At 68.9% G+C, this 25,240-nt stretch carries 22 protein-coding genes and 1 pseudogene; 3 read left to right on the top strand and 20 right to left on the bottom strand.

Annotation, left to right across the window (positions count from 1 at the left end):
* Positions 1 to 135: 135 nt before the first annotated feature.
* A complete protein-coding gene (locus tag ACT3UF_RS08095) occupies positions 136 to 1,170 on the bottom strand; it encodes an IS30 family transposase (RefSeq protein WP_444608251.1) in 1,035 nt (344 codons plus the stop codon).
* 117 nt (positions 1,171 to 1,287) lie between these two features.
* Between ACT3UF_RS08095 and ACT3UF_RS08090 the strand changes: the two genes are divergently transcribed.
* The 3 genes from ACT3UF_RS08090 to ACT3UF_RS08080 are packed head-to-tail and all read left to right on the top strand — an operon-like array spanning position 1,288 to position 4,099.
* The gene (locus ACT3UF_RS08090; RefSeq protein WP_010550882.1) at positions 1,288 to 2,241 is read left to right on the top strand and encodes a glycosyltransferase family A protein; all 954 of its coding nucleotides are present in this window, start codon (positions 1,288 to 1,290) and stop codon (positions 2,239 to 2,241) included.
* 2 nt (positions 2,242 to 2,243) lie between these two features.
* Positions 2,244 to 3,074: an alpha-1,2-fucosyltransferase gene (locus ACT3UF_RS08085; protein WP_444608250.1), complete on the top strand. Its 831-nt coding sequence runs from the start codon at positions 2,244 to 2,246 to the stop codon at positions 3,072 to 3,074.
* Positions 3,071 to 4,099, top strand: coding sequence for a glycosyltransferase family 2 protein (locus ACT3UF_RS08080; RefSeq protein WP_010550884.1), 1,029 nt, complete (start codon positions 3,071 to 3,073; stop codon positions 4,097 to 4,099). The genes ACT3UF_RS08085 and ACT3UF_RS08080 overlap by 4 nt, the downstream gene beginning before the upstream one ends.
* Before the next feature lie 62 nt (positions 4,100 to 4,161).
* On the opposite strand, the gene ACT3UF_RS08075 is transcribed toward ACT3UF_RS08080, so the two are convergent.
* The 19 genes and pseudogenes from ACT3UF_RS08075 to ACT3UF_RS07985 form a co-directional block, all read right to left on the bottom strand.
* Entirely contained in the window at positions 4,162 to 4,587 is a 426-nt protein-coding gene (locus ACT3UF_RS08075) for a polysaccharide pyruvyl transferase family protein (RefSeq protein ID WP_444608249.1), read from the bottom strand.
* A 45-nt stretch (positions 4,588 to 4,632) separates the two neighbouring features.
* Positions 4,633 to 5,637: pseudogene (locus tag ACT3UF_RS08070) on the bottom strand (IS256 family transposase); the annotation flags it as partial.
* Positions 5,638 to 5,685: 48 nt separating this feature from the next.
* Positions 5,686 to 6,972 carry an ISL3 family transposase gene (locus tag ACT3UF_RS08065; protein WP_073884858.1) on the bottom strand — a complete coding sequence of 429 codons (1,287 nt, stop codon included), beginning with the start codon at positions 6,970 to 6,972 and terminating at the stop codon, positions 5,686 to 5,688.
* 43 nt (positions 6,973 to 7,015) lie between these two features.
* On the bottom strand, positions 7,016 to 7,348 hold the full coding sequence (locus tag ACT3UF_RS08060) for a transposase (RefSeq protein WP_444608248.1): 333 nt from the start codon (positions 7,346 to 7,348) through the stop codon (positions 7,016 to 7,018).
* A gap of 33 nt (positions 7,349 to 7,381) precedes the next feature.
* Positions 7,382 to 7,948, bottom strand: a complete 567-nt coding sequence (locus ACT3UF_RS08055; RefSeq protein WP_444608247.1) for a hypothetical protein — start codon at positions 7,946 to 7,948, stop codon at positions 7,382 to 7,384.
* Positions 7,949 to 8,047: 99 nt separating this feature from the next.
* Positions 8,048 to 9,190, bottom strand: a complete 1,143-nt coding sequence (locus ACT3UF_RS08050) for a glycosyltransferase (RefSeq protein WP_138983781.1) — start codon at positions 9,188 to 9,190, stop codon at positions 8,048 to 8,050.
* Positions 9,183 to 11,024 carry an ABC transporter ATP-binding protein gene (locus tag ACT3UF_RS08045; RefSeq protein WP_444608246.1) on the bottom strand — a complete coding sequence of 614 codons (1,842 nt, stop codon included), beginning with the start codon at positions 11,022 to 11,024 and terminating at the stop codon, positions 9,183 to 9,185. The genes ACT3UF_RS08050 and ACT3UF_RS08045 overlap by 8 nt, the downstream gene beginning before the upstream one ends.
* Positions 11,021 to 12,184, bottom strand: a complete 1,164-nt coding sequence (locus ACT3UF_RS08040) for a glycosyltransferase (protein ID WP_444608245.1) — start codon at positions 12,182 to 12,184, stop codon at positions 11,021 to 11,023. The genes ACT3UF_RS08045 and ACT3UF_RS08040 overlap by 4 nt, the downstream gene beginning before the upstream one ends.
* Position 12,185: 1 nt before the next feature.
* Positions 12,186 to 13,133 (bottom strand): glycosyltransferase family 2 protein, encoded by a 948-nt coding sequence (locus ACT3UF_RS08035; RefSeq protein WP_444608244.1) that lies wholly within the window; start codon positions 13,131 to 13,133, stop codon positions 12,186 to 12,188.
* Positions 13,130 to 14,263 (bottom strand): glycosyltransferase, encoded by a 1,134-nt coding sequence (locus ACT3UF_RS08030; RefSeq protein ID WP_444608243.1) that lies wholly within the window; start codon positions 14,261 to 14,263, stop codon positions 13,130 to 13,132. The genes ACT3UF_RS08035 and ACT3UF_RS08030 overlap by 4 nt, the downstream gene beginning before the upstream one ends.
* Positions 14,256 to 15,170 carry a glycosyltransferase family 2 protein gene (locus ACT3UF_RS08025; protein WP_010550891.1) on the bottom strand — a complete coding sequence of 305 codons (915 nt, stop codon included), beginning with the start codon at positions 15,168 to 15,170 and terminating at the stop codon, positions 14,256 to 14,258. The genes ACT3UF_RS08030 and ACT3UF_RS08025 overlap by 8 nt, the downstream gene beginning before the upstream one ends.
* On the bottom strand, positions 15,167 to 16,444 hold the full coding sequence (locus ACT3UF_RS08020; RefSeq protein WP_444608242.1) for an ABC transporter permease: 1,278 nt from the start codon (positions 16,442 to 16,444) through the stop codon (positions 15,167 to 15,169). The genes ACT3UF_RS08025 and ACT3UF_RS08020 overlap by 4 nt, the downstream gene beginning before the upstream one ends.
* Positions 16,445 to 16,452: 8 nt before the next feature.
* Entirely contained in the window at positions 16,453 to 17,613 is a 1,161-nt protein-coding gene (locus ACT3UF_RS08015) for a glycosyltransferase family 4 protein (RefSeq protein WP_444608241.1), read from the bottom strand.
* The gene (locus ACT3UF_RS08010; RefSeq protein ID WP_444608240.1) at positions 17,604 to 19,853 is read right to left on the bottom strand and encodes an N-acetylneuraminate synthase family protein; all 2,250 of its coding nucleotides are present in this window, start codon (positions 19,851 to 19,853) and stop codon (positions 17,604 to 17,606) included. Before ACT3UF_RS08010 ends, ACT3UF_RS08015 begins: the two co-directional genes overlap by 10 nt.
* On the bottom strand, positions 19,850 to 20,557 hold the full coding sequence (locus tag ACT3UF_RS08005) for an acylneuraminate cytidylyltransferase family protein (protein ID WP_441444825.1): 708 nt from the start codon (positions 20,555 to 20,557) through the stop codon (positions 19,850 to 19,852). The genes ACT3UF_RS08010 and ACT3UF_RS08005 overlap by 4 nt, the downstream gene beginning before the upstream one ends.
* A complete protein-coding gene (locus ACT3UF_RS08000; RefSeq protein ID WP_441444826.1) occupies positions 20,554 to 21,615 on the bottom strand; it encodes a hypothetical protein in 1,062 nt (353 codons plus the stop codon). The genes ACT3UF_RS08005 and ACT3UF_RS08000 overlap by 4 nt, the downstream gene beginning before the upstream one ends.
* Positions 21,606 to 22,619 (bottom strand): CgeB family protein, encoded by a 1,014-nt coding sequence (locus tag ACT3UF_RS07995; protein ID WP_444592165.1) that lies wholly within the window; start codon positions 22,617 to 22,619, stop codon positions 21,606 to 21,608. The genes ACT3UF_RS08000 and ACT3UF_RS07995 overlap by 10 nt, the downstream gene beginning before the upstream one ends.
* A complete protein-coding gene (locus ACT3UF_RS07990; protein ID WP_442332834.1) occupies positions 22,616 to 23,563 on the bottom strand; it encodes a glycosyltransferase family 2 protein in 948 nt (315 codons plus the stop codon). The genes ACT3UF_RS07995 and ACT3UF_RS07990 overlap by 4 nt, the downstream gene beginning before the upstream one ends.
* Positions 23,560 to 25,125: a polysaccharide biosynthesis tyrosine autokinase gene (locus ACT3UF_RS07985; protein ID WP_444592164.1), complete on the bottom strand. Its 1,566-nt coding sequence runs from the start codon at positions 25,123 to 25,125 to the stop codon at positions 23,560 to 23,562. The genes ACT3UF_RS07990 and ACT3UF_RS07985 overlap by 4 nt, the downstream gene beginning before the upstream one ends.
* Positions 25,126 to 25,240: the final 115 nt, after the last annotated feature.

Genomic DNA, 25,240 nt, shown 5'->3' with positions numbered 1-25,240 from the left:
TTACGCTGCGAGCGCGAGTTTATCGGTGTAGGTGCGTTCGTAGGTGTTCGGGGACTGGTAGCGGCACCAGGAGTGGCGGCGCTTGGTGTTGTAGCGGGTCAACCAGCGGAACATCGTGCGGCGGGCGGGGTGGTGTCAATGCGTCGAAGCAACATGGGGCTCGCCGGCCAGTAGTCGGGCGAAGGATTCTGTCGGGGTCAGGAAGCCGAGTCGGCGGCGGGGGCGGTTGTTGATCTCCTCCGCGATGGTGGTGAGGTAGGGCTGGTGATCGGGGATCTCGGTGCCTTTGGGGAGGTACTCGCGGTAGAGCCGGTTGGTGTTCTCGTTGCCGGGTCGTTGCCAGGGCGAGTGTGGGTCGGCGAAGTAGACCGGCATCTGTGTGGCCAGGGAGACCTTCACGTGCTGCGCCATCTCGCTGCCCTGGTCCCAGGCCAGCGACGCCTTCATCATTTCGGGCAGGGCGTTGAAGTACTCGATGACCGCGTCCGCGGTCGGTTCGGCGTGTTTGGAGGGCAGGGCCAGCAGCCCGGTGAACCCGCTCATCCGCTCCACCAGCGTCGCTGCGCACGAGGTGCCGTTCTTCCCGATGATCAGGTCGCCCTCCCAGTGCCCTGGCACGCGCCGCTCGGCGGCGTCCTCGCCCCGCTCCGCGATCGGGACCATGCCCACGATCGGGCCGCCCCTCGTCCGGCCTGTCGTGCGGGGTCGGCGCTTGGTCCGCTTGGACTGCAAGAAGATGCCCCGCCGGGCGAGCTCGCCCTTGGGGAGCGCGTAGATGTACTGGTAGATCGCTTCGCCGGAGACGGTCTGGCCGCGTGCGTCGGGAGAGTTCGCCATGCGTTCAACGGTCGGGTCTGCGGCCTCCAGGCGCAAGCGGCCCGCGATCTCGTTCGGCGTCCAGGACGCGGTGAGGTCCGCGTCCACCCTGGCCTGCAGCACCGGGTCCTTGGCAACCTTCCGCTGCTGCGGACGGGCCCGGCGACGCTGCGCTCTCACGTCCGCGGTCACGGCCTGGTAGCCGCGGGTCTTCGTCGAGTTCCGGTGGAGTTCCCTGGAGATCACCGAGGGACATCGCCCCAGGTGACGAGCGATCCCCCGCACGGACCAGCCCGCTTTCGACGCTGTCGAGATCTCCGACCTGTCACTGAACGTCAGCCCCACTCGCGCCACCCGTGCACCTCACCGATCAGACCCCCGCAAACCGGGAGTGTTGCCTCGACGCTATGACACCGCCCACGTCACCCGCCGACTAGGATCAGGTGACTCCGACATGAGAGAAGAGGTCAGGTGCCTACAACCCCGGACAGCACCGCCGATGTCACCGTCCTCGTCGTCGCCTATGCGCATCAGGACTTCGTCGCCGCGTGCTTGGAGAGCATCCGCCAGCAGACCGTGGCACCTGCACGAGTCGTCATCGCGGACGACTGCTCGCCCGACGGCACCGTCGACGCCGCTCGCAGCTGGCTGTCGGCGCATCCGGATCTCGCCGCCCGTACCGAGCTCCGGCCGAACCCGGAGAACCTGGGCCTCAATCCGACGCTGAACAAGCATCTGGCGGAGGTGACGACCACCTACTTCACCTACATCTCCGCCGATGACGTGATGCTCCCGGACCGGATCGCCCGCCACCTGGAGCTCATGGAGGAGTCCCCCGACGCAGCCCTCGCCTACAGCGATGCGATCGTCGTCGACGAGCACGGCGACACCCTCTTCGACACCTCGAAGACGGAGTTCCCGTGGCCGGAGGATTCAGAGGTGCGCTCGCATCCGTTCGCCGAGCTGCTGTCCCGCAACTGGATGCCGGCGGCCTCCCTCTTCCTCCGCACCGAGACCCTCCGCTCCGCCGGCGGATACCGCCAGGACCTCTTCTACGAGGACTTCGAGCTGCTCGTCCGCCTCTCCCGGGACCATCGGTTCGCGTGGACGGACGATGCCCTCGTCGGCGTCAGGAGGTTGAGCACCTCGCTCGGCGCGACCGGATTCGTGGGCACGAGCCCTCGGTTCATCGTCGCCCTCGACGCGGCGCTCGCGCACTATGAAGGTGCTGAGCGGGAGCTCGAGCGCACAGCGGCGGCCAAGAGGTGGGAGCTGGCCAAGCGCGCCTATCGCAGCGACATGGGGCGTCGTCAGTCGTTCCGGATGCTATGGGCTTCCCGTCACGGCGCATCGAGTCCGCTCGCGGTCGCGAAGCACCTCCTGGGATGGGCTCTCCGCTCCGCGTCCCCTCGACGCACGGCATAACGATGCAGGCTCTCCTCCGGCCGCTGCTCGACAGGGTGCGCCAGCGCGCCGACGCACCCGAGGTGCAGTTCACCCCGCCCGCAGTGCGAGGAGGGAACATCCTCTACTACTGGCAGTGGGCCCACCTCCGCCGCGGACAGGGAGCTCGAGCATCCGTCCTCGCGACGGAGCACATGACGGCATGGCTCGACGAGTTCCCGGCACTGCGCAATCTGACCGTCCCCGCCTCCGACGTGAAGCTGTTCGACCGCCGGCTCTTCGCGACGCGCCACCACTTCGGCATGACCTTCACCGCCGAGCAGAATCTCGAGTTCAGCCGCTGGCTGCTCGAGAGCGCCCCCGGCTTCCAGGAGCGGCTGCGCTCGATCAGCACGCAGATCGACGACAGGACCTGCGTGATCAACGTGCGTCGCGGGGACTACTACTCCGTGCCCGAGTACCGCCGGGAGTTCGCGATCGACATCCCCGCGCACGTGACGCAGGCTCTCACGATCCTCGCCGGCGCCGGGCGAGACACCGACGACCTCCTCATCATCTCGGACGACGCGCAGTGGTGCCGCCAGGAGCTCGCTCCGCTCCTCCCGACGGCGCCCCGATACCTGCAGGACCGTCGCTCGATGTTCGACGACCTCGCAGCACTCGTGAGCTCCCGCAGTCTGGTCCTCGCGAATTCGACGTTCTCGTACTGGGGCAGCTACCTCGCGCGAGCACTGCACGAGGACCATCTCGCGATCGCGCCGCCGTACCACCAGCGGGTCGCCGGGGGAGGAGCGATGGACGATGTCTTCGATCCTCGGTGGCCGCGCACCGAAGAGACCAGGAGTCCCGCATGACCAGCACTCCTCCGGCCGACGAGACGACAGCGGAGACGAGCGATCGCATCGTGCCGCTGTTGAGCGTGATCATCCCCTGCCATAACGGCGCAGCCACCCTCGGCCTGCAGCTCCGCGCTCTCGCTCAGCAGGCATCGCCGCCTCCCTTCGAGGTGCTCATCGTCGACAACAGGTCGGCCGATCACCCTGACCGCGTGGTCGACAGCATCAGGGAAGCCCTGCTCGCGAGCGGCGCCACCGAGGTCCGCGCTGTTCCGGCCTCCGCGGAGGCCGGAGCGTCCTACGCACGGAACGTCGGGGCGGCGCACGCCCAGGCGGATCGCCTCGTGTTCTGCGATGCCGACGACTGCGTGTCCGAGCACTGGTTGCGCGATGCGGCGCAGCTCTTCGAGCAGGCACCGGCCTTCTCCGGGAGCGCCCTGCCCCTCGTCGACACGGAGTTCGGGTCCGACGTCCCTGCCCTGCAGCGATGGATCGATGCGGACAGGCCGGAGAAGCCGATGCTGGTCGCGCAGCAGCCTCTTGCGATCCCGATCCTCATGGGAGGCGACTTCGGCATCACGAAGGCCCTCTATGTCGAGCTCGGCGGGTTCGACCAGTCATTGCCGGCGGCCGGCGAGGACAACGACCTGGCCGTCCGGATCCGGCAGGCCGGCCATGGAGCATGGGAGACGCATTCCCTGCGCATCGCCTATCGGAAGCGACCGGCGAGCGATGACGAGCACCGGCGGAACCGGCATGCGGCGCGCACGCATGTCCTGCTCTGCGTCCGCTACGGGGCTCTCCGTCGCTCTGCCTTCGTCGGCGGGCTCCGCCTGCCGATCTCGACAGCGAAGCTCCTCGCCTCGGCGATCCGCATGGCGCTCGTCCCGTCTCGCCGGGACTTCCCCGGACTCCGCGGACGAGCAGCAGGCATCCTCGGGTTCTGGGAGGGCCTCCTCCTCTTCGGCGTGCTGCGCCGGACCCCTGCTCCTCGGCTCGGCGTCGGCCTCGCACCCGACCCTCCGCCCCGATCCGCGATGTGACGCTCGCCCGGCTCCGGTCGGAGCAGTCGACGGCTCACCGCAGGAGCGGCGATCCCCCTCCCTCAGCGGCGACGTTGGAGACGCCGTCGGATGTCGGGAAGATGCGCCGCCCCGAGCGACCACGGGCGCACCTCTCGCCCGACGGACTTGCGAAGAACCACCAACGACTGCTCGAGCTCCGCGATCCTTCGGGATACCTCGTCAGGACTCGCGAGGGCTGTGCGGTCGCGCAGCTCGTCGAGGGTCTCGGTTCCGTCCAGAGTCGTCTGCCGATCCCGCTCAGGGACGACAGCGCTCTCGTGATCGAGGAACTTGAACTCAGCGCCGACGACGACGGGCTCCAGCATCGCCCAGGCGGCGGGGATGCCGTAGGAGTCCGCCACGATCAGTCCATGGAGCGACGTGGTGACGACCGCTTCGCATGCTGAGAACTGACGAGCGACGTGGCGGGGCGACTGCGTGACGTCGATGTCCTTGGGAGGTGTCAAGTTTTCTGTGTAAGGGGCCGGTCGAACAGCCTCTCTGCCGGGTGGTCAGAGCGGAAGTCGGTTGGGGAACTGAACGGCGAAAGCATTGAGGGCTTGATGCCATCCCTGAGTGCCGGTTCCGAGCTGGCCACCGCGGCGGGTCTCGATGTTCCGGATCCCCAGATAGACCAGCTTCATCGCCGCCTCGTCCGACGGGAATGAGCCCCTCGTCTTGGTGATCTTCCGGAGCTGGTAGTTGATCGACTCGATCTGGTTGGTCGTGTAGATGACCTTCCGAATCTCGGGGGTGAACGCCAGGAACGGGATGAAGTCCTCCCACGCGTTCCGCCACGCCAGCACCGCCCCCGGCGCCTTGCTGCCCCAGGCCTCGGCAAAGGCCTCCAGGGCCAGCTCAGCGGCCGCCACGGTGGCCGCGGTGTAGATCGGGCGCATGTCCTTGGCCATGGTCTTGCGGTCCGTGTAGGAGGCGTACTTCATCGCCGAGCGCAGCAGGTGGACCACGCAGGTCTGGACCACGGTCTCGGGGTAGATGCTGTTAACCGCGGCCGGCAGCCCGGTCAGCCCATCGCAGCACAGGATCAGGATGTCCTTGGTGCCACGGTTGCGAATCTCGGTGAGGACGTTGGCCCAGAACTTCGCGCCCTCGGTGGCCCCCAGCCATAGGCCCAGGACCTGCTTGCGGCCCTCCATATCGACGCCTACGGCGACGTGGCAGGCCTTGTTGGTCACGACTCCGCCGTCGCGGATCTTGAGCCAGATCGCATCGATGTAGACGATCGGGTAGACCGACTCCAGGGGCCGGGACTGCCACTGGGCGACCTCGTCGGTGACGACGTCCGTGACCCTGGAGATCGTCGCGGCGGAGACCTTCGAGCCGTAGATCTCCTCGAGATGGGAGCCAATGTCGCGGGTGGTCATCCCGCGGGCATACAGCGACAGGACCATGTCCTCGACCCTGCCCAGTCGGCGGGTCCGCTTGGGCACGATCACGGGCTCGAACGAGCCGTTGCGGTCCCTGGGGACGGTGAGCTGCACTGGGCCCTGGAGGGTATGGGGCTCTTCGCGGTTCGTGGTGAATGACCCTGCTGTGGCGGGTATTCACGCTACGGTTCTCGCGGCGCTGGTGAGCAGGATACGCGTCCGGTAGTTCTCCGCGTTGCGGAATCCGCGGCCGGTGCGTTTGATGTTCTTGATGCCGGTGTTGCCCGCTTCGACCTTCGCGGTGGTTGCGCCGGTGACGATGAGGACCTCGATGGCGTCCCACCAGGTCACGACGGTGTCGTAGAGCTTCGTGGCCTCGGGCATGTTCGCGATCTGGACGAAGTAGCCCATCCGCATCCGCTCCTGCCAGGCCTGGGCGAGAGTGTCGGTGGCCAGCAGGCGTCGGAGCTGCTCCTTGATGCCCCAGGAGGCCGAGAGCTCGTCGGTGGGGTCGTCGGTGCGGAACACCCTCTCCAACCGCTCCCACGCCCTCGGGGTCAGGGTGTCGCCGCCGCGCAGCAGCAGCATCCGGTGGGCCCAGGCCGGGTCGTCCTTGCGGCCCCGACGACCGCGATGGGTGCGGGCCAGGCGCTGCCTGACGGTGGTGACCATGTCGTTCCCGAGCTTGACCAGGTGGAACTTGTCGACCGAGACCGCGGCGCGAGGCAGCCAGGTCCGCAGCGCCTTGCGGAACGCGGCCGAGGGATCGATCGCGACGATCTCGATCCGCTCCCGCCACTGCTCAGAGCGCTGCGCGAGCCAATCCCCGACGGCCCTGGAGTCCCGGCCGTCGACGATGCCGAGGACCTGCCCGGTGGCCAGGTCGACCAGCGTCGTCATCCACGGCTCGAACCGTCTCCAAGCGCCCTCGTCGGTGCGGAACCAGCGCACTGACCGGTAGCGGTGCTCATCGACCCCCAGACGCCTGACCCGCACGTCGTCGACGTCAGGCAGGACCACTGCGGCGGCGCTGAGGGCGGCCTGGACCAGCCACCACGAGACGCCGTGGGCCCGGGCCACCTCGGAGGCTGCACGGCCGGAACGGATCACGGCAGAGACGACCTGGTCCCGCAGTCGGGTCGTCGAGCGTGCGTATCGCGGGATCTGCTCGGTGGCCTCGGCGAACGTGCCCCGGGCACAGGCCGGCTCCAGACAGAACCAGCGCCGCTTGGCCCACACCACCACCGCTGCGCCAGCGACGGGAACGTCCCGGACCTGCTGTGACCGGCGGGAATGGACCTTCGTCGCCAGCACGCCGCAGGACGGACAGCCCGGCGGGACGGTCGAGGCGATCACCACCCGCCGGCCCCCGTCGGGCAGGTCGACGGCATCGATGACGCGGTAATTGGGCAAGTTGAAGATCGTGCTCGCAGCATCACGCTGCGAACCAGTACTCTCGTGCACAGGCTCGTGGTCCTCTGAGATTCGGATGTCTTGACAACACCCATCACAGCAGGACCACGAGCCGTTCTACGTCAACGACGCGACGCTCCCCATCACCACGAACCGGGAAGAGCCGGGTATGGATGGACTTGGTGGTCTTGCCGTTACGGGAGTTGCCCGTTCCGGCGCCGGCAGGGTCGCCGGACTCGTAGCCGAGGTGGTCGCTCATCTCGGTCTCCAGGGCCCGCTCCAGCACGGCCTGGGTCATCCGGGACAGCAGCTCCTCGACCCCGTGGCGGCCCTCTCCGAGGTCTTCGGCGGCGTTGACGAGGGCGTCGACCTGGTCGGCGCTCAGCACGCCCGCAAGAGGGTTCTGGGCATCAGCAATCTCGGTCATGTCATCGGTCCTTTTCAGAGGCGAGCCCGCAGGTCACACCTCGGTTAGAGACCGGACCCTTACACAGCTAATGAAACACCCTCTGTCCTTGACACCCTCGATCGCTCTCAACCGCTTCATGAGCGAACGGTCGCGATGAGTGATATGCGCGGCGACACCGAGCTTCCACTTCTTCTCGGAGGCAGGGACCAGCTCGCGCATCAGAAGGCCAGGATCTCCGAACGCCACACCCTCCGGACGTCCCATCTTCTCCCACGTGAGCCGTCCTCGAAGGGCGAGAACCTTCGCGTCCATCGGCAGGGTCGCTTCGTCGCCGAAGGAGCCTGTCCCCCAGATCACTCCGGTGAAGTCCTCCGGGAGCACACCGAGGATGGATCCGACACCGGCCAGTTCGACATCATCCGGCGCCCGGAGGACGGGGACGATCCCATACCGGGGGAGGATGAACGGCGTCAGCAGATCCCCGAAGTTGGGGTCCTTGCTCCTCCACCATGTGTCGACGACCGTGCATCGAGGGCGCAGATCCCCGGAGAACTGGTAGCCGGCGACGCGCGAGGCGACTCGCATGACCCGACGGACCCTCGAGTTGTATTCGAACATCAACCCTTCTCACACATCCATTCTTCAGGTTCCACCTCGGGGGCACCGGGGTCGACATATGCCGTCGCCTCCGGCCGGACACGACTCTCCATGCATCGATCACACCTGCGCAATATCACGCAGATGCGCAACGCGGACACCGAATTCATTCTCCATGGAGTGCTCCTTCGCGAACGAAGACGCACTCATCGACTTCCTTCTCACCTCGTCCGCTCCCGCATAGAGATCTCGGGCCTGCGCGAGGAGTCCACGTCGGTCTCCGACCGGGACCGCCCATCCGACATCGTGGCGCTCGACCAGCGGCCGGAACGCATCATTGGCGAACCCCAGGACAGGGACACCCAGAGCGAACGCTTCGATATAGGTGCCCGCAGGGTCCCCCTGAGGGTAGGGGAGCACCATGACATCGATATCATCTCGCACCTCCGGGACCCATTCCTCCGCGAAGGGCAGATCCCCTGTGAAACGGACGCCTTCTCCCGCTTCGGCCTCCAACGCCGACCGTAGAGCCCCGTCACCGAAGACGGTCATCTCCACCTCCACACCCTCTGCCCTCAACGCCTCGACGAGGTCGATCGCATAGCCGGGCCCCTTGATAGGAATGTGACGGCCTGAGAATCCGAGCTTCAGCGCACCGCGCCGAAGAGGCCGATCGTGCGGGACGACACGCAGGTCGGACTCCGTGATCCGATGATCGAAGAAGAGGATCGAGGGCGTCGCCAGTCGTCGCACCGATTCCCACGCCGCATATCCGTTGCACTGGAGACCGGCGGCCCTCCGCAGCGAGCGGCGAAATTCCGGGAAGCGACGAGCGTGGCCGACGGCGATGCGCGCTCTCCCCTGAACAGTGGCGTCCTGCATCGACTCGATCCGGAGTCTCTGGCGAGCGCCGTTCTCGAGCGTGAAGACCGTGCGAGCCGCATCCCATGCGAGCAGCGGGTAGTTGCGCGGCGTGTGGAGTGCGAGCGCGACAGCCGGCGCGACGGCCTTCGCCGCGACGACCGGGTCGGCGTAGGAGACGATCCCGAACGGAAGATCATGCCTCTCGACGATCTCATGCAGAGGAATGGCTTCCAGGGATTCCGATCGCCGCACCGGAGCCGACACCACCACCTCGCCCGGCCACCGGCGAGCGAATTCGCGTACTCCGGAGAGGGTCTTCGCTGCTATCGCCCATCGCCCATCACCGTCCTCGAAGACGGGATCCGCCTGAACGAGCAGGAGCTTCGGGAGGTCACCCATCGGCGTCACCGCTCAGATCCCCGAGCCGGACGAGACGAGCAAAGTCATCGTTGGACCGCTGAAGATCAGCGAAGCTACCGCGCCCCGCTATCTCTCCATCCTTGAGGAAGACCACCATGTCGACATTCTTGATGGTGGAGAGTCGATGCGCGACGATGATGACCGTCACCTCTCCGGACAGCGACTCGATGGTCTCGGTGATACGACGTTCGGTCTCGTTGTCGAGTGCTGAGGTCGCCTCGTCGAGCACCAGCAGCTTCGGCTCCAGATAGAGAGCCCGGGCGATACCGACGCGCTGCCGCTGTCCGCCCGACAGTCGAGTTCCCCACTCGCCCGCACTGGACTCCAGCCCCTCGGGCAGCTGCACGATGACATCGGACAGCTGAGCGCGCTCCATGGCCGTCGCGAGCACCGCGCCATCCTCATCTTCGACAGGAACGTCGAAGAGGATGTTCTGCCTGACGGACTCTTCGGTGAGATACACGTCCTGCGCGACCATGGCGACGTTCTGCTGCCATCCGGGCACGTCATCGCTGATATCACGGCCGTCGACGCGGATCGTCCCGGCAGTCGGCTCAAGGAGCCCGAGGACGAGATCGACGAGCGTCGTCTTCCCCGCCCCCGACCCTCCGACGAATGCGACGCTCCGGCCGAACGGAATAGTCAGGTCCACTCCCTTGACGACTTCGTCGGCCGCATCCGGGTAGGAGAATCTAACTCCATCGAGAGTAATATCCCGCGCAAACGGGGTGGCATCTGCGCGCCGTTCGACGTCCTCACCCGCACCGATGGCTTGAAGCTCGGAGTAGACGATCTTCAGCGACTCCCTGCCGAGACGGAATCCATTGACCGCCCCCACGAGCATCGAGATGTTCGGCAGCAGGCGGAAGCCGGCCGCGACGAACAGCGCCAGGGATCCGATCGCGACCGCCCCAGAATCGTAGGAGAGGCTCATGACCATCACCAGGCCCACTCCGACGATGAACAGGATCTCGAGGATGTACTTCGTCACCGCACCGTAGTAGTTTCCCTCGCGCGAGGCCTGCTCCACCGAGGCGACGCCGTGCTCGAACCGCCCCACGAAATATTCGGAGGAGTGCCTCAGCTTCACCTCTTTGAATCCGTTGAGACCCTGGAGGCCGGCGATGGTCGCCTCGACGGATCCCGACATCATCGCCTCACCTGCTCGCGACACTCGCGGTCTGACGATGCGCACATACAGGAGCGACGCAACACCGAAGTAGACAAGCGCGACAACTGCCTGCAGCGGGGTGGCGACGAGAAGGGCGACAGCGATCGCGATCACCGTCAGCCCTCCGGAGACCAGGATGATCAGCCCGTTGATGACTGAGCTGAACGTCACCCCGACAGCGGTCGTCATCGTCCTGTAGACCTCGCCGATGGAACGCCGCCTGAACTGCGCATAGGGCGACCTCATCACCGTTCGGAAGATCCTTACGGACAGCCGGACCCTTTCCTGGGCGACAAAGCCCGACTGCCACCAGTTGAAGGCCATGGCGCAGATGTCCTTGACGATGAAGAGTCCGACCACGGCACCGACCAGCAGGAGGGTGAAAGCACTACGACTGGGCTCTCCGACGATACGCCACACCACTCCGATCGCCCCTTCGTCGATCGGCGCTCCGGTGGCGATGTTCACGAGAGGGAGGACGGTGACGATGGCGGCCGTCTCCATCAGCGCCAGAAGGCCCGCCACCGCGGCTGCGATGATCAGCTTGATCTTCGTCTCTCGCCGCAGGATGGCATTGACCATCCTCGCGATGCCGGGCTCCTTGGATGCATCGTTCCGGCTACTCGACGCCACCGACATCATGCGCTCACTCCGCTCATTCTTCCTGCTTCAATCCGCAGAGCATCCACAAAATGCTCCTCGGAGAATCTCGCCGCTCTGTCGATGATCCTCGTCCGCTCTTCTGGAGGGTTCTCGTCGAAGCGGTGCACCGCCTCCCGGATCGCCTCCGCCGTCGGCTCCTCGAAGAAGAGCCCGTTCACGCCCTCCTCGACGGTGTCGAGGTATCCGCCGGCGCGGAGCGCGATCGTCGGCACGCCGTGGGCGCCGGCCTCGAGAGGGGTGAGCCCGAAGTCCTCGTGGCTCGCGGCGACGAGGGCGCGCGCGTTGCCGTAGGCCCAGCGCATCTGCGCATCGGAGAGGCCCTCGACGAGGCGGACGTTCTCGCCCGCGAGCTCCACGAGGCGCTCCTTCTCGGGTCCCTTGCCGATGACCAGCAGGCGTTCGTCGGGCAGACCGCCGAACGCCTCGATCACGCGGTCGACGTGCTTGTAGGGCTGCAGGCGGGAGACCACGAGGAAGTGCCCGCCCGCCGTGCCGTCGGCCCCGGCCCAGCCGGCGAGCTCGGGGATCGGCTCCTGCTCGCCCTCGGCGACGGCGGGGCTGAAGGGCGGGAAGAGGGTCGGCGCATCGATCCGGTAGACGCGGCGGATCCTCTCGCGCACGACGGACGAGTTCGCGAGGTACCGGTGCGCGGTCATCGCGGCGCGGCGGTCCCAGATCTTCAGCGCCGGCGTCAGCACGCTGAGCAGCAGGCGCTTGGGGTCGAGCCTGCCCGCGTCCCCCAGATAGTCCTCGGGGAGGTAGAGCCAGCGCGCCGGCGAGTGGCAGTAGACGATCTTCCGGCCCGCGGTCGGGAAGGCATGCGCCCAGCCCGAGGAGGAGGCGATGACGACGTCGGCGTCGATCCGCATCCGCGAGGAGGCCGCTGCGAGGAGCGGCAGGGCGATGCGGGGATCGCGTCGGAAGGGACCGATGCTTTTGAGGCCGCTCGTGCGGATCCGCATGTCGCGAAACTCGGGATAGGTCTGGTCCGGCGCGTAGAAGAGCGTGTGGATCTCGGCGTCGGGGAACGCTCGGGCGAGGGACAGCACCACGCGCTCGGCCCCGCCGCGCTGGGTGAGGTAGTCGTGGGCGATGGCGATGCGGGGGTGCGCAGTGGAGGTCGGCCGACGGGCGGTCATCTCAGAAGACCTCCTTCGCCGAGGCGGGAGCGCGGTAGCCGGAGAGCGCCGCTCCTTCCACGGTGAGCGCCACCAGCTTTCGCGAGATCACCCCCGGGGTCGCGCGGATGATGCGGTCGACGGCGCGTCCGCAGCGGGCGGCGCCCGCGGCACGGGTGACGACGGCAGAGGCTCGGACCAGCAGGTTCCATGCGCTCATCGGCGGGATGGCCGACGGCAGGCCCGCGTCGCCGTGCTCGGCCTCGAAGATCCTGCGCGCCGACCCGGAGTGGGCCGCGCGGCGTGCTCGCGATTCGGTGGTCACCGCGGCGACGCGGTGCGTCGTCTCGAGCGAGGGCGCGATCGTGACGGGGAAGCCCGCCCGCACGATGCGGTACCCGTAGTCGACGTCCTCCCACCCGTAGAGGCGGTAGGCGGGGTCGTAGGGACCGACCTTCTCCCACACGGCGCGCGTGATGGAGCAGTTTCCCGCCCAGTACCGCCACCGGAGCTCCTCCGGAGCGCGGTAGGCGGAGGCCCGGAAGTCCTTGTCCGCGGCCCTGCCGTAGACCGTGGAGTAGGCCGTCTCGTCGTACTGGTTGAGGCACAGCCCGATCGCTCCGCCGTCTCCGTCGCGATGGGCGGCGACGTGCTCAGCGACGTACGAGTCACCGGGGACGAGGTCGTCGTCGCAGCGGATCAACACCTCGCCGCGCGCGGCCTCGAACCCGGCGTTCAGCGCCGCGACCCGCCCGCGATTCTCCGGAAAGACGATGCTGCACACCGGGAAGCGATCCTCCGCGGCGAGCAGGGCGACAGAGCCGTCGTCGACGCCGTCGATCACGACGATCACCTCGAAGGCGGGCATTCCGCCGTCCTGGCCCGCGAAGGAGTCGAGCAGGGCGGGCAGGCGCCGGGCGCCGCGATAGGACGGCACGATGATGCTGGCGATCGGGGTCTCGTCGGTCACCGGGAGGCCTCCTGAGGATTCGTCGGATCGATGGGGCGCGCGCCGTCCGCGGGGCGGCGGCCCAGGTCAGAGAGCTGGGCGAGGAGCTCGGCGACGCGTCGTCGGCCGGCCGCCGGGGAGAACTCCTGCTCCCAGCGCGCTCGCGCGGCATCGGCCTGCTCGTAGCGTCCGGAGGTGTCGGAAGCGCTGGAAGAGTCAGAATCGGCGAGCGCCGCGGTGATCGCTGCGGCCAGGGCGCCGTCGTCTCCGGCGGGCACGACCCACGGGTGGTCGGTTCCGGCGACCTCGGGCAGCGCGCCGACGTCGGTGATCACGAAGGGCACGCCGGCGGCCATGGCCTCGGCGACGGTCATGCCGAAGGACTCCGGCCAGATCGAGGGGAACACGGCGAGGTCGATGGCGGCGAAGAAGTCCTCGCGGTCGATCCAGCCGGGCTGATCGACGTGGTCGGCGATCGGAGCGAGCGCACCGCTGATCGCGCGGTCGTCCTCCTCCGTCCCAAAGCGGTTCTCCCCCGCCAGCAGTAGGCGCCCGTCTCCTGCGCCTGCGGCGATGACCTGCGACATCGCGTTGGCGAGCACGTCGACGCCCTTGTCCCTCGTGATGCGGCCCAGGTAGCCGACACGGCGCGGAGCGACGTTATCGTCCGTCGGCTCCCGACGGGCGATATCGACGGTCCAGTTCGCGAGGACCCGCGCCCCGGGGATCCGCTGCGCCATGAACGAGGACGGGACGAGCGTCGCCCGGGCGCCGAGGCGGGCTACCTGCACCGCAACCTTCTGCAGGCCCGTCGGGAGGATGTGCAGGTGCACGATCCGGGGGCCGATCCCGGCGGTCGCGGTGGAGGGGACGAGGCCGTTGCACCACAGCGGGATGCGCCGGTTCCGCAGGCGCCAGCGCAGGAGGGCGAGCATATAGGCGCGTCGGCCCTGCGCCGGGAGGACCACGGTCTCGAATCCGCGCTCCGCGGCCTCGGCGACGAGGTCGCCCGGCCCCGACGGGCCGATCACCAGCACCTCGATGCCGAGCCCTCGCAGCGCTTCAGCGATGTTGAGGAGCATGACCTCACCGCCGCCGATGTCGCCGTTGTTGGTGGCGATGGCGAGGACAGCCTTGTCTCGCTCACTCACCGGCGTCCTCATCCTCTCGGAGGAGCTTGCGCGGCGGAGTGCTGCCGCCCCGGTAGGCGAGCGCACCTGCGACGCGGCCTGCTGCCGCGACAGCGCGCGAGATCTGCGCCTTGTCGGGCGACCGCTGCGCCGCGGATGCGCGAAGAGCCCGGGCTGCCGTCTTCGCCGCGTCGGCGAGCGTGGAACGGACCGTGTAGGTCGTGCTGTCGTAGAGGGGGAACCTTCGGGCCATCAGCACTCGGCCCTTCCCGAGCTGGAAGCGCTTCTTCACGGACGCCCCGGCGCCGCTGAGCGAGAAATGGACCTCCGCATCATCGATATAGGTGATGGGGTAGCCCGCCTCCTGGACGCGCCAGGAGAAGTCGACATCGTCGAATCCGTAGCGCGGGAGGGACTCGTCGAACCCGCCGACCGCGAAGTACGCGGATCGGCTGATGGCGAAGCACGCGCCGCCGATATGCGGAAGGTACGAGGTTGCGATGAGCCCCTGGCCATAGAGGTCCCCCGTGCGGGAGCCGTCCGGTGCGAAGGCGATGATCCTGCCTCCGGCGAGCACATCTCCCGTCGCGCCTCGCGCCAGGGCGGCGACCCACCCCGGCTGCACCTCGTCGTCGGCGTCGCAGTAGGCCAGCAGCCGTCCGGCGGCCGCTCGGGCACCGGTATTGCGTGCGCCGGGGATCCCGGGGTGCGCCGACCCGTCCACGAGCCTCGCATCGACTGAGGCATGGCCGTCATTCGCGATCCACTCGCGCACCACGTCGGCGGTTCTGTCGGTCGATCCGTTGTCCACGACCACCACCTCGAACGCCGGGGCGTCCACCTGGGCATCGAGCGCGGCCAGCTGCCGGCCGATGCGTCGCTCCTCGTTCAGCGCGCAGATCACTACGGTGACCTCGATGTCGGTCATGACGCTCCCTCTGCAGACGCAGTCGATCGTGATGGCGGTCGTGTCCCGGCGCTCTCGGCCTCGCCGCCCAGAGGCGTCGAGAGGCGGTAGACGGCGACTCCGAGGACCAAGCCCCAGACGCTCGTGAAGAAGACCTCGCCGAGGCGCGTCGAACAGATCAGCAGGGCGACGCCCGCCGCCTGCACGACATACTGATCGCGCGGCACGCGCCCCGCGAACGGTCGGATCATCACGAGGACGGTGACGGCGACGGCGAACACCAACCATGGCCAGCCGCCCTCGACCAGCGCGGACCAATAGGAGTTGTGGAAGAACCAGGTCCGGTCTTCAAGCACGGCGTAGGCCTCGCCGAGGCCCTGGCCGAAGAACCCGGACTCGCCCACCTTGATCTCCGAGGCCGCGTCGATCCGGGCCCGGAGCTCATCGCTGCCGTCGCGATCCGAGAACACTCCGACCTGCGAGTAGTCCTCGGCAAGAAGGTTGACGATGAAAGCGGTGACCGCTCCGAGCACCCATTTGCCGGCGACCGGGAGGCGGGGCGCAAGGAGGATCCACACGATCCCGGCGATGAAGGCGGCGATGGAGGTGCGCGACCCGGTCAGCCACATCGTCGGCACGCTGAACGCGATGACGGCGGCGACCCCGACCTTGGTGCGGACCACTCCGAGCATGAGGAGGCCGACGATCGCGTAGGTCAGGCCTGCGACGTTCTTGTCGCCGATGAGGCCGGTGAGATAGCCGCCGTAGTTGTCCTGCACGAGGCCGGCGTAGAACAGGGGCACGTTGATCACGGTGACGAGGAAGGCGCCGAAGGTCGCGGAGCGCGCATCGAGCCTCCCGCTGCCGAACATGAGCGCCATCACGAGGACCGCAGAGATCCGCAACAGACGCGTCTCCCATTCCGCCGCGAACTCCGTCGGGTCCGCGAACAGGGACACCATGCCGATGTAGAAGAGCGCGATGACGAACAGCGGGGCGAGCAGCTGGAGGTTTCCGAGAGCGCGCTGGGGCCTCCTGGTCAGCCCGACGACGCACATCAGCGCGAGCACCAGGTGGGCCAGAGGGATCGGGCCGATCGAGGAGATCGGCAGACCGCCGCCGGCGGTGACCAGCGCGAAGAGAACCATCTCCGGGATCCGGATCGATCCGATGTCCTTCGCCGCCCGCCGAGCCTCGGTACGGAGCCGGCCGGTCAACGTGCCCGTCCCACTACCGGTGCGGGAGCCGGTGCCGGTACGAGGGCCGACGCCCGTGCCCGTGCCCGATCGCCCCATGGGGGTCCTCACAACGGACCACCGCCCAGCGCCGCGTCGTAGACGACGGCGATCGCCGCGCACATGCCGGGCAGCGTGCCATGCGAGTCAGCGTCAGTGCTTGTCGCCACGAGGGCGCGACGCCCCGGCCGCTCCCCCACCTCCAGCCCCTGCTCCACGATCCTCCGCGCGATCTCCTCCGCCGGCAGCGCCCCCGGTGCTCCAGCACCCCCGCCGCTCGCCACCAGGCACCGCTCCGGCACGATCTCGCCGTTCCCGCCGACGTCCGTCGCGACGACGCCGAGGCCGTGGGCGACGGCGTCGAGGAGCGTGTACGAGAGGTTCTCCCAGACGGAGAGCTGCACGACCACGTCGTGGGCTCGCAGTGCCTCGCCCGCGTCCACGTGGCCGGGGAAGTCGATCCGGTCCTCGAGGTGGAGGGAGTAGGCGAGGGTGCGCAGCGCGCCCTCCTCCAGTCCGCGGCCGGCGATCGTGAGTCGGGCCTCGGGGTGCTCGCGGGCGACGTGGGCGAAGGCCTGCATCAGCTGGTCGATGTTCTTCTCCGGGGCGAGGCGCGCGAGGGACAGCACGCGCAGGCCCGCGCGGGGCTGCGGGGTGGGCTGCGGGGCGTCGACGCCGTTGCGGATCACAGTGAGCTTCTGCCCGCTCCCCCACTGCGCCGCGACCTGCGCGGCGGTGGAGTCGCTGACGGCGATCACCCGGTCGGTGCGCAGCAGGCGGGCGCGGTGCGCGCCGGCCTTCACCCGGGCCTGCAGGTCGCCGTCCTGGTAATAGCCGCGCACCCCGGAGATCCCGTGCTCGGTGGAGACCAGGCGGATCCGCTCCCCGCGGCCCGCACGCAGCCCGGTCACCGCCGCGACCCCGGCGAGGTCCGCGAAGGCGAGATGGGTGTGCAGCAGGTCGGGGCGCAGGCGCTGCAGGGTGCGGCGGATCGTGCGCACCGCGACGGCGGTGCCGTCGGCGGGGGAGACGGTCCCGGTCACCACGGGCGTGCCCTGGGCGCGCAGCGCCTCGGCGAGCGGCCCCTCGGGGCACAGCACCACGAGGCGCCAGCCGGGGATCCCGGCGCGGGCGGCGTCGAGCACATGCCGCGCCACGCCGCCGAGGTCGGCGACGGGCACGCACCACAGCGCGAGCGTCTCCTCGACGAGCACTTCGCTCAGAACCATTCCTGCAGCCGATCCAGGGCCACGAAGAAGCCCTCTCCGGTGTTGACGTGCCCCATCCATATCTCCGGGATGAACGGCGCGTCAGGGGCGAGGCGGTCCATGCGCTCGGCGAGGTCCTTGAAGTCGACCTCGCCCTCGCCCACCTGAACGCCCTCGCCGTCCACGCCCACCGAGTCCACGATGTGCAGGTGCTCGGTGTGCGGGCCCATCAGGTCGATGTACTCGCTGAAGGGGCGGTGGTAGAAGTTCGCGGCGAGCTTCGAGTGGGACACGTCGAAGGTGAGGCGGCGGCCGTAGGTCTCGCAGAACCACACCGTGTCCTCGGGCTCCATGAACAGGTTGTGGAACTGCTGACCGCCCATCAGCCATGGGAACGGCGGGACGGTCTGCGGAGTCAGGCGCACCCCGGCCTCGTCGATGCGCTCAAGGCCCTGCTGCACCCGCTCGTACAGCGGGTAGCGCTCCTCTGCGCGCAGGTGACGATCGGGCAGGAAGCCGCCCATCGTCACCACGACGATCGGATCCTCCTCGCAGGTGAAGTGCTCGCGCATGGCGCGGGTCTGATCGATGACGCGCTGAACCTCGTGGATCGAGCGCTCCCAGATCGCGTCATCCGGGGAGGCGAGGTCGATGAGGAAGTCGCCGGGGTACAGGTCCGGGGCGTGCACGGTGAAGGACTGCGGCAGCTTCTCACCCGTTGCGAAGAACTGGCCCAGCTCGAGGTCCATGTCCTTCCCGCTCTGGTGGAACTCGAGGAAGTCCGGCTCGGACACCTCCAGCAGTGCGCGGAAGTCGTGGAAGCGCACCGGCAGGCCCCAGGGGCGGTGGAAGCTGTAGTCGCTCCGGGACTGCGGACGGCCCGCGAGGTCGCCGGGGTAGAAGAAGTCCCCGGCAGGCACGTCGCGATGCAGGGTGACGCCGAGAAGTGCCTCCCGGCGATGGGGCTGCAGGCCGCGGCCGGGGCTCTTGACCTCGACGTCCGTCGCGGTGACGACGTCGCCGATATGCAGATCCCGTGCGGCCACGAGCGACTTGGCGAGGTTGACTCGGTTCATCAGCTCTCCGGTGGAGACCTCGCGCGGCTTGTCGGTACCCAGAGCCTCCTCCACCTCGCGGATCTGGCGGACCATCGTTGAGAGCTCCTCGGGCAGCAGGGAGACCTTATGGTCGGTGCCCTCGAGGGTCTTGTCGAGCGTCACGTGCTTCTCGATGATGTTCGCCCCGCGGGCCACCGCGGCGACCGGCACGTGCCAGCCGCGTTCGTGGCCGGAGTAGCCCACCAGGCAGTCGCCGAGCTCGGCGAGCCGCTCCATGTACCGCAGGTTCAGGTCCTTGTAGGGCGCGGGGTAGGTCGACTGTGTCTGCAGCAGGGCAAAGGGGGCGCCCTGTGCGCGCAGCACGTCCACCGCCGCGGTGATCTCCTGTTCGCTGCTCATACCGGTGGAGACGATCATCGCCGCTCCGAAGCCGGCCACATGGCCAAGGAGGTCGTGGTTGGTGAGATCCGCAGAGGCGATCTTGTAACCAGGCATCCCGTAGCGGTGCAGCGCACCGGCGGAGGGGATGTCCCAGGGCGTGCAGATCACGTCCATGTCCCGCTCAGCACAGTGGTCGAACACGCGATACATGTCCTCCACTGACAGGGAGTACTTGCTCAGCAGGTTCATCGTGTACTGCGGACCCAGGTCCTCACCGGCGTCCCCGGCGCTGCTGGTGCGGTAGAGCGCCTCCATATCCCGCAGCTGGAACTTCACGGTATCCACACCGGCTGCGGCGCACTCGTCCACGAGCTGCTTTGCGAGCTCGACCTCGCCCTGGTGGTTGTTGCCGATCTCGCCGATGATCAGCGCCGGATGGTCCTCGCCCACGGTGCGGCGGCCGATGGTGAGGGTGCGAGTGTTGGGGGTCGCGATCGCGGTGAGCCGGCCGCGCTCGTCCACCACCGGGATGCGGTCCACGCCGCGCCCGAATAGTGCGGTGATCTCCTCCACGGGGGCGCCGGGGGCGACCGCGACGAAGTCGGGGTTCGCGGCGTCCACGGCGGGGGCGCCGAGGTCCGGGGTGGGCTGGGCCACCAGCCAGCGGCGGAGATCCCCGTCGCTGAGGGTGCCCCGCACGGTGCCGTGCTCGTCGACGAGGAACACCACCCGGGACTGGTTTTCGGTGATGCGGCGCAGGGCGTCGAGGACTGTGGCCTGCACGTCCACCGTGTAGGGCGCGGTCTGGCGGTCGAGGATCACGTGGTTCTCCATCCGAGTCGGGTGAGCATGCTCTCTGCGGCGGCGACGTCGGTGAGGGTGTCGATGTCCACGCCCTCCACCTCGTCCAGGACGAACAGTCCGGTGCGGCCGCCGATGCGGTTCTCATGGGTGCGGTAGATGTGCGGCGCCGTGACGTACAGGCTGCCGTTCTCGAAGTAGTGGAGCTGCTCGGGGGTGAGCTCCTGCCGGCGGGGCCGGGCGGTGACGTCGTAGGCGGGGCGGGCGCTCTGTCCGGCGGATTCCGGCAGTCGCCAGAAGAACGGCGATTCGGGGACGACGCCCACCAGGGAGTCCACCGCGGTGCGGCGGAACTGGGCGATGGCGCGGCGGATGGTGTCCGGCCGGCGCACCGGGGAGGTGGCCTGCAGCAGCACCACCGCGTCCAGCTGCGCACCGTCACCCTCGACGACGTCCATGGCGTGCAGGACGGTCGGCTCGGTGGGGGCGGTGTCGCCGGCGAGCTCGGCCGGGCGGTCGATCACGCTCGCGCCGTGCGCGCGGGCCACGGCTGCGATCTCGGCGTCCTCGGTGGAGACGGCGACGATCACCTCGCCGTCACCGCGGGCTTCGAGGGCCTGGGCGATGGTCCAGGCGATCAGCGGCTTGCCTCCCACGGGCAGGAGGTTCTTGCGGGGGATGCCCTTGGAGCCGCCGCGGGCGGGGATCACTGCCAGCACGCTCATGCGGGGCCCTCGAGCACCTGGGCGATGACGCGGGAGGGTTCGTCGGCCGGGACCTGCGGGGGCGGGGTGGGCTCCCCTCCGAAGCGGCGCATCCCGTAGCGGTCCCAGAACTCGTGCATCCAGGCGGGGGCCTGGATGGCGTCCACCCACGCGGGCAGGCCGCGCATCGCCGCCTCGAGCACGCCGGTGGAGAACACGCCCACCACCGGGTTGCGCAGCTCATGCAGCGAGAGGGCCGGATCCTGGAACTCGATGCCGCGCCGTCGCATGAGGGAATGCGCGCTGCGGGAGAGGACGTCCGTCTCGGCCGGGTGAGGGCGGTACAGGGCGTTCTCGCGACGGCAGAAGCGATAGGCGGTGCCGGCGGTGATGCGTCGCGGCAGCTCCGCGCCGTGCATCTGGCCCAGGAACACCATCTGCTCGTCGATCTCGTCGCCGAGTTCGTCGGCGTCATGGCCTGCCTGCCACAGCAGCTGAGAGCCGACGGTCCGAACCTCGAGATCGTCACGACCCGAGCGGTAGAACTGGGCGTCCGCATCGCTCCAGGCGAGCAGGGTGGTGCGGGGCGGCAGCGGCGGGGCGAAGGGGGTGAGCGCCCCGTGCTGCACGACGGCGGCCGGGATGTCGTGCTCGAGCGCCCAGGCGTGGGCCAGGCGGCCCACCTGCAGGTGCCAGCCGATGCTGAGCACGGAGGCGATGCCGCGGGTCTCCAGCAGCTCGCGGGGTGAGGCGACGGTCTGCCGTGTCCATTCCTCGCCGGTGAGTTCGGGCAGGTCCACAGCGGCCGGGGCGAGCACGTCCACGGCGACGCTGAGGTAGGGCAGGGCGGTGAGCAGGCTGATCCGGGAGGTGGGGGACGCGGAGTCCACCGCGATCAGGATCCGGTTGCTGGTCTCGGCACCGTCCCGGGAGTGCAGCACCAGGCTCGGCTGCTGCGGGGCATCGCCGCGGCGGGAGCGGATAGCCCCGGTGACGGTGTGCTTGAGCTGGCGGGCGCGGTGGCGAGACGTCTGCCATTCCTGCCAGCGCTCGAGGCTGCGGGGGTGGATCAGTGCCATAGGGCGTCGACCTCCTCGAGGCGATGGTCGAAGGTGTGCTCGGCCAGGGTGCGTCGGCGACCCGCCTCGCGCATCCGCTCGGCCCAGGCGGTGTCGTGCAGGGCGCGGCGGGCGAGGTCGGTGAGCTCGTCGATGTCGTGCCAGACGGCCACCTCGGTGTCCACCTCGTAGAACTGGTCCACGTCATCGCGGTCCACGAGCTGTACGCCGCCCATGCCGGGGATCTCGAACGTGCGCATGGCGTGGCCGTTCTGGAGGCCGTGGATGGCCACGGCCGCGGCTGCCTCGGCATGGATCTGGTAGGCGCGCTCGAGCGGCACCTCCCGGGAAGAGGTGAACGGGGGGCGCTTCCAGGAGAAGGTGCGGGCCCGATCGATCACGTGGCGGGAGAAGTCGCGGCCCCAGGCGTGGACGGGCAGGCCCCGCTCCCCCAGGGTCTGGAGAGTCTCGAGGCGGTTGTCGTAGCCGGAGCCGATGAACACGATCTCGCCAGAGCGGTGCCCGGTGGGCGCGGCGCGGTGCGGGTCGAAGGCGTTGGGGACGAAGTGCGCGTCCACTCCGCGGCGCTGCAGCTCCTCGGTCTCGGAGCGCGCGTAATCCACCACGGGGCCCACGGAGCGCAGGAAGTCTTCGGTGTAGTCATGGCGGTGCAGGTCGTCGTACAGCCACAGGATTCGCGGGGTGTCGTCGAGGGCGTCCCAGAAGCGGTCGTCGAGCCCGTCACCCTTAATGATGACCACCCTGTCCGGCTGGACGTCGCGCATCATCGCGATCACCCGATCGGTGAGGCGGCGATTCTCCGAGCTCTGGCGGTCGGTGGCCAGGCGCAAGCGTTCCGGGAGCTGCACGGTCGCCTTGAGGCGCACCTTCTCCGCCATGGTGTCGTAGGCGTCGTACCGCGCGGTGTGGACCTCGTAGCCGCGGCGGGCGAAGGCATCACCGATGCTCTGCCAGTAGCCGTGGAAGGAGGGGGAGATCAGCAGCAGCCGAGGTGTGGTGCTCATCGTGGCAGCTCCGTCCCGGCCTGGTGGATCAGCTGCAACTCCTCGCGGGCCACGGCGAGGGGGCGCACGTCGCGCCCAGCTGCTCTTCTGCCAGCATTCCACACCAGGTTCGCGCCCGTGGCCAGGGACATCCCAGCTCGCAGCAGGTGCAGATTGCCGTGCTTGCGGGCGTAGCGCATGCGGGCGCCCACCAGCCAGCGGCGCCGTCGCTGCTCATTGCCCGAGGACGCGCCGCCCACGTGGCAGACCTCGAGGTCCGCGTCGAGCAGGGAGGGGATCCCCGCCCGGCGCAGGCGCAGCTGGAGATCGACTTCCTCCGTGTACATGAAGTAGCCCTCGTCGAAGCCGCCGATGCTGCGTACCTGCGTGAGCGGCAGCAGCAGAACGGCTCCGGAGACCCAGTCCACGGGGATCATCCCGGCGCCGCGCTCGGCGTCGAGGTCGTGTCCCACGGCGCGGTGCAGCACATCGCGGTGGCGCTGGGAGGCGAGCGGGACCAGCCATTCGACGACCTGGTGGCCGATGGTCGGGAAGTATCGGGCGGAGTATCCGGAGCTGCCCTCGGGGCTCACTATGCGGCAACCGACCACGGCCGGCTGCCACGGCGCGGCATGTGCCAGCAGTGCGCGACAGAAGCCCTCTGGGATCTCGAGGTCGGAGTTGAGCACCAGGGCGTGCTCGATCGCCGGAGTCTGAGCCAGTGCGGCGAGGCCGGTGTTCACGGCAGCACCGAAACCGCCGTTGGCCTCCCGGCGCAGCAGTTCGACCCCGTCGGGGAGGTCGCCGGCGTCGACCGGCTGGGGGCTGGCGTCATCGACCACCACCACCCGGGCAGCTCGATCCGCGGTGGTGACCGAGGGGCCGGCCAGTGCGGTCAGCAGGGGCAGCACCGGGGCGATGTCGCCGTGCACGGGGATGACCACCCCGAGCTGCTCGAGGGTCACTCCTGTTCCCGGTCCGCGGGAGCGGCGCGGCGGCGCCGGGAGCGCTGGGGCGGTTCGGTCGGGCTGGACGTCGCGGGAGCGAGCGGCTCGGCAGGCCCGTCGGCCTGCTCGACGTCCACATCCTCGGCGTCCGGTACGAGCGCGCCGTCGTCGTAGCCGGTGGCGGCGCCGTAGCCGTAGGTGCCGTAGGCGGCGTACCCGTATTCGGCGTCGCCGTAGGCCAGGCGGGTGAAACGGCTCGCGGATGCGCGGTTCAGGACCACGCCGTAGACCTTCGCGCCGATCCCGCGGATCGCCTCGACCGAGCGGGTCAGGCCGATCATCCGGCTCTTCCCGGGCACGCCTATGAGGATCGCGCCGTCGGCGTGCCGGGCCAGCAGCTGCGCATCGGTGACCGCGAGCACCGGGGGCGCATCGATGATCACGAAATACTCGCGGGAGAGTTCCGTGATGAGCTCCTTCATGCGCCGGGAGCCCAACAGCTCGGAGGGGTTCGGCGGCACCTGCCCGGCGGGCAGCAGCGTCAGCTTCGCCACCGAGGAGTGCTGTGCGGCGTCCTCGAGGCTCACCGAGGCGGCCAGCAGCTGCGACAGACCGATCGCACCGTCCACGCCGAACTGATCGGCCACCATCGGGCGGCGCAGGTCCGCATCGATCAGGAGGGTGGGCTGACCGGCGCGGGCCATCACCCGGGCCAGGTTCGCGGCCACCACGGACTTGCCCTCGCCGGGGGCGCTCGAGGTGACCACGATCGAGCGCGGAGGCTCGTCCACATCCACGTACCGCAGATTGGTGCGCAGCTTGCGGATCGCCTCCCGGGCGCCGAAGGCCTTCGGCTCCGGCAGCGTGCCGTCCTTCGCCCGGATCATCTCCTTGGCCTCCGGCAACGTGCCCAGGACCGGCAGATCGAGGGCTTCGGTGATGTCATCGGCGGTACGGATCCGCGAGTCGTTGCGATCGCGCAGCCAGGCGACGCCGAGCGCGATCAGCAGCCCGGCCGCCGCGCCGGCGGCGAGATACCGGTTGCGGTCCGGGGAGACCGGCGCACCTGGCACCACGGCGTTCTGGTACGTGGTCAGCTGCACGCTGACCGCAGCGTCCTCGTTGCCGCCGGTCTCGAGCGCATGAGCTTCCGCGGCGGTCGCCTCGACTGCTGCGTTGGCGATCGCTGAGGCCTCCTCCGGAGAGCCTGCCGTCGCGCTCACCGTGATGATCGGGGCGTTGGGGTCCAGCTGGGTCTGGAGGGAGCCGGCGACGGCATCGGGGTTCGAGGAGAGGCCCAGCTCGTCCACGATGGTCTGTCCCACCGCCCGGGTGTTGAACAGCGGCAGGTACGACTGCGCCTTCGAGTACTGGAACTGCATGTTCCCGCTGGCCTGTTGGATCGGGTTGCCGGCCTCGTCCGTCTGCGCGCTCGCGGAGACATAACCGAGAGCACTGGCGGAGTAGACCTCCGGTTTCGTGTACGAGAAGCCGAAGCCAGCGGCGGCACCGATCACGGTGATCACCACGAGCAGGAGCAGGTTGCGCAGAAGCAGCCTGAGGAAGTCTTCGATGGTCACCGGCACTCACCGTTCACGCTGCAGAAGGGGGGGGTCCGGGCCATCGTAAGTGAGCGCGGCAGAACTCTGTCCGGTTCGACCACGACCAATGGTCACGACTTGGGAACCTGTGCCC

It is taken from the genome of Brachybacterium sp. AOP24-D1-21, from assembly GCF_052378665.1.
Taxonomy (GTDB): Bacteria; Actinomycetota; Actinomycetes; order Actinomycetales; family Dermabacteraceae; genus Brachybacterium.
Note: the sequence above shows the minus strand (reverse complement) of the source record. Positions and strands in the feature narration are given on the sequence as shown.

What these genes read in the sequence shown, in the direction of transcription:
- ACT3UF_RS08085 (WP_444608250.1), top strand. Translation starts at nt 2,244, where the DNA reads ATGCAGGCTCTCCTCCGGCCGCTGCTCGACAGGGTGCGCCAGCGCGCC.
- ACT3UF_RS08080 (WP_010550884.1), top strand. Translation starts at nt 3,071, where the DNA reads ATGACCAGCACTCCTCCGGCCGACGAGACGACAGCGGAGACGAGCGAT.
- ACT3UF_RS08060 (WP_444608248.1), bottom strand. Translation starts at nt 7,348, where the DNA reads ATGACCGAGATTGCTGATGCCCAGAACCCTCTTGCGGGCGTGCTGAGC.
- ACT3UF_RS08055 (WP_444608247.1), bottom strand. Translation starts at nt 7,948, where the DNA reads ATGTTCGAATACAACTCGAGGGTCCGTCGGGTCATGCGAGTCGCCTCG.
- ACT3UF_RS08050 (WP_138983781.1), bottom strand. Translation starts at nt 9,190, where the DNA reads ATGGGTGACCTCCCGAAGCTCCTGCTCGTTCAGGCGGATCCCGTCTTC.
- ACT3UF_RS08045 (WP_444608246.1), bottom strand. Translation starts at nt 11,024, where the DNA reads ATGATGTCGGTGGCGTCGAGTAGCCGGAACGATGCATCCAAGGAGCCC.
- ACT3UF_RS08040 (WP_444608245.1), bottom strand. Translation starts at nt 12,184, where the DNA reads ATGACCGCCCGTCGGCCGACCTCCACTGCGCACCCCCGCATCGCCATC.
- ACT3UF_RS08025 (WP_010550891.1), bottom strand. Translation starts at nt 15,170, where the DNA reads ATGACCGACATCGAGGTCACCGTAGTGATCTGCGCGCTGAACGAGGAG.
- ACT3UF_RS08020 (WP_444608242.1), bottom strand. Translation starts at nt 16,444, where the DNA reads ATGGGGCGATCGGGCACGGGCACGGGCGTCGGCCCTCGTACCGGCACC.
- ACT3UF_RS08015 (WP_444608241.1), bottom strand. Translation starts at nt 17,613, where the DNA reads ATGGTTCTGAGCGAAGTGCTCGTCGAGGAGACGCTCGCGCTGTGGTGC.
- ACT3UF_RS08005 (WP_441444825.1), bottom strand. Translation starts at nt 20,557, where the DNA reads ATGAGCGTGCTGGCAGTGATCCCCGCCCGCGGCGGCTCCAAGGGCATC.
- ACT3UF_RS08000 (WP_441444826.1), bottom strand. Translation starts at nt 21,615, where the DNA reads ATGGCACTGATCCACCCCCGCAGCCTCGAGCGCTGGCAGGAATGGCAG.
- ACT3UF_RS07995 (WP_444592165.1), bottom strand. Translation starts at nt 22,619, where the DNA reads ATGAGCACCACACCTCGGCTGCTGCTGATCTCCCCCTCCTTCCACGGC.